Here is a 1974-nt window from a genome sequence, read left to right on the forward strand (position 1 = left end):
ATCCTGAAGCTGCAGCCGGAACTGCTGTTCGGTAACGGCCTGTTCGACCGTATCCATCTGTCCGATCGCGTCGCATACCTCAGCGCGCTGGCCGACATGCGCGACGGCGCGTCGGCGCGCCGGCTCGATCTTCGCGTCCGGCTGCCGCAAAACGGCGATGGCCCGACGGCGGACAACTACCGGCCGTTTTCCCTTGAGCTGATGCGGGTGGAGCATGAGGATGTCTTCACGCTCGTCCTGCGCGAAAACGACGAACTCGCCGGCTTGCGCGAAGAGCTTGCCGCTGCGAAAGAGACGGCCGCGTCTGCCGAAGTGGCGAAGGGACGGTTTCTGGCGGTCGTCAGCCACGAGCTTCGCACGCCGTTGAACGCCATCATCGGTTTTTCCGACATGCTGCTGCATGAGATGTTCGGCACCTTCAAGGATCCGCGCCAGAAGGAATATGTCGGTCTGGTCAAGGAGTCCGGCCAGCATTTGCTTGCCGTCGTCACCTCGATACTCGACGTGTCGAGGATCGAAGCCGGCGCCTACGCAACCGAGCCGGAACCGTTCCGTTTCGTGGAAGCCGTCGAAATGTGCCAGTCGATGATGCGGCTGCAGGCAGAGGCAAAGAACATCGATCTGCAAGCTCAGATCGCACCGGATGCAGGCGAGATAAACGCTGATCGTCGTGCCGTGCAGCAGATAATCATCAACCTAGTCTCCAATGCCATCAAGTTCACGCCCGATGGCGGCGATGTCGTCGTCGGCGCCAAGCGGATCGGCTCGCGACTGCATTTCTGGATCAGGGACACCGGTATCGGCATCGCCGAGGAAGACTTTGCCAATCTCGGCAAGCCGTTCATGCAGATCCAGAACGACTATACGCGCCGCTTCGAGGGAACCGGGCTCGGCCTGTCGCTGGTGAAGGGCCTTGTGGCGCTGCACGAGGGCACGATGTCGATCGAAAGCATGCCGGGCGAGGGCACCACGGTCACGATCAGCTTGCCGGTGAACGGACCGAAGGGACGTTCGAGCGACAAGCCCGGCGTGCTGCCGATGCCTGCAGCCAAGGCGGAGACGAAGGGGGACAGGCATGGCTCGCTCCGCAAAACAGCCTAAGGCGGTCAAGCGCCGTGGCAATGCCTTCCAAGGTAGCGCGGTTGCCGTCGGCAGCCTGATCTCGCGCAATCCGGTTCTGGTCGGCGGTTCGACCGCCTTCCTGGTGACGCTGTTCTACGTCTCGGCGAATGCCCTGTGGTATCAGCCTTTTCCTCATGCCGGCGCGTTTTTCGCGACCAGGAGCATCGAGGGCTTTCCTCGAGCCGGCGCCGACGAACCCGAAACCACCATCAACATCGTGCGGCCGGGCTCGGCTCCGATCAAGAGCGATCCGGTCGTCGAGCAGATCCAGGGCATATTGAAGGATCTGGACTTCTATTCCGGCACCGTCGACGGCATTTCCGGCCCCAACACGCGTAAGGCCATACAAGCCTATCAGCAGAAAGTCGGGCTGAACGCTTCCGGCGAGATCGACAGCGTTCTGCTCGATCAACTGGGCGCCCCGCCAACCGCCTCGACGGTCGTGCCGCATCCGGCGCCTCGTCCGGACGACATGGCCGCAATTCCCGTCTCCGCTTCGGCGCCGGCAGATGCGCCGGCGCAGGCACCCGATGCCCGCATCATCAAAATCCAGGCCGGGCTGAAGGCATTTGGCAATGACGACATGCAGCTCGATGGCGTGGTCGGGGCCCGCACCAAGGCAGCGATCAAGGAGTTCCAGTCGCTGTTCGGGCTGCCGGAGACCGGCGAGCCCGACGAGGTCGTCTACATCAAGATGCGCGAGATCGGCCTGACCAACTGAGGCTTTGGCCAACTAATAGTCGAAGCGATCGCTCGCGGATTGGCGATAACCTCGCTAAACAGACCGGATCTCGTCCGGAGTTTTGTAATGCGCGTAACCACCGATCTGTGGGTGTCGGCCCTACTGCGCCG

General features: G+C 62.4%; 2 protein-coding genes. Both read left to right on the plus strand.

Annotated elements, in window-relative coordinates; all coding sequences use genetic code 11:
• Window positions 1-1101: HAMP domain-containing sensor histidine kinase (locus EOA85_RS33905; RefSeq protein ID WP_164760082.1), on the plus strand; the 1101-nt coding region annotated here is incomplete at its 5' end.
• Window positions 1076-1843, plus strand: a complete 768-nt coding sequence (locus EOA85_RS33910) for a peptidoglycan-binding protein (protein ID WP_127212601.1) — start codon at window positions 1076-1078, stop codon at window positions 1841-1843. The genes EOA85_RS33905 and EOA85_RS33910, both read left to right, overlap by 26 nt.
• The last annotated feature ends 131 nt before the right edge of the window (window positions 1844-1974 follow it).

Origin of the sequence: Mesorhizobium sp. M5C.F.Ca.IN.020.29.1.1 (genome assembly GCF_003997375.1) — a bacterium.
In the GTDB taxonomy this organism is placed as follows: Bacteria; Pseudomonadota; Alphaproteobacteria; order Rhizobiales; family Rhizobiaceae; genus Mesorhizobium; species Mesorhizobium wenxiniae.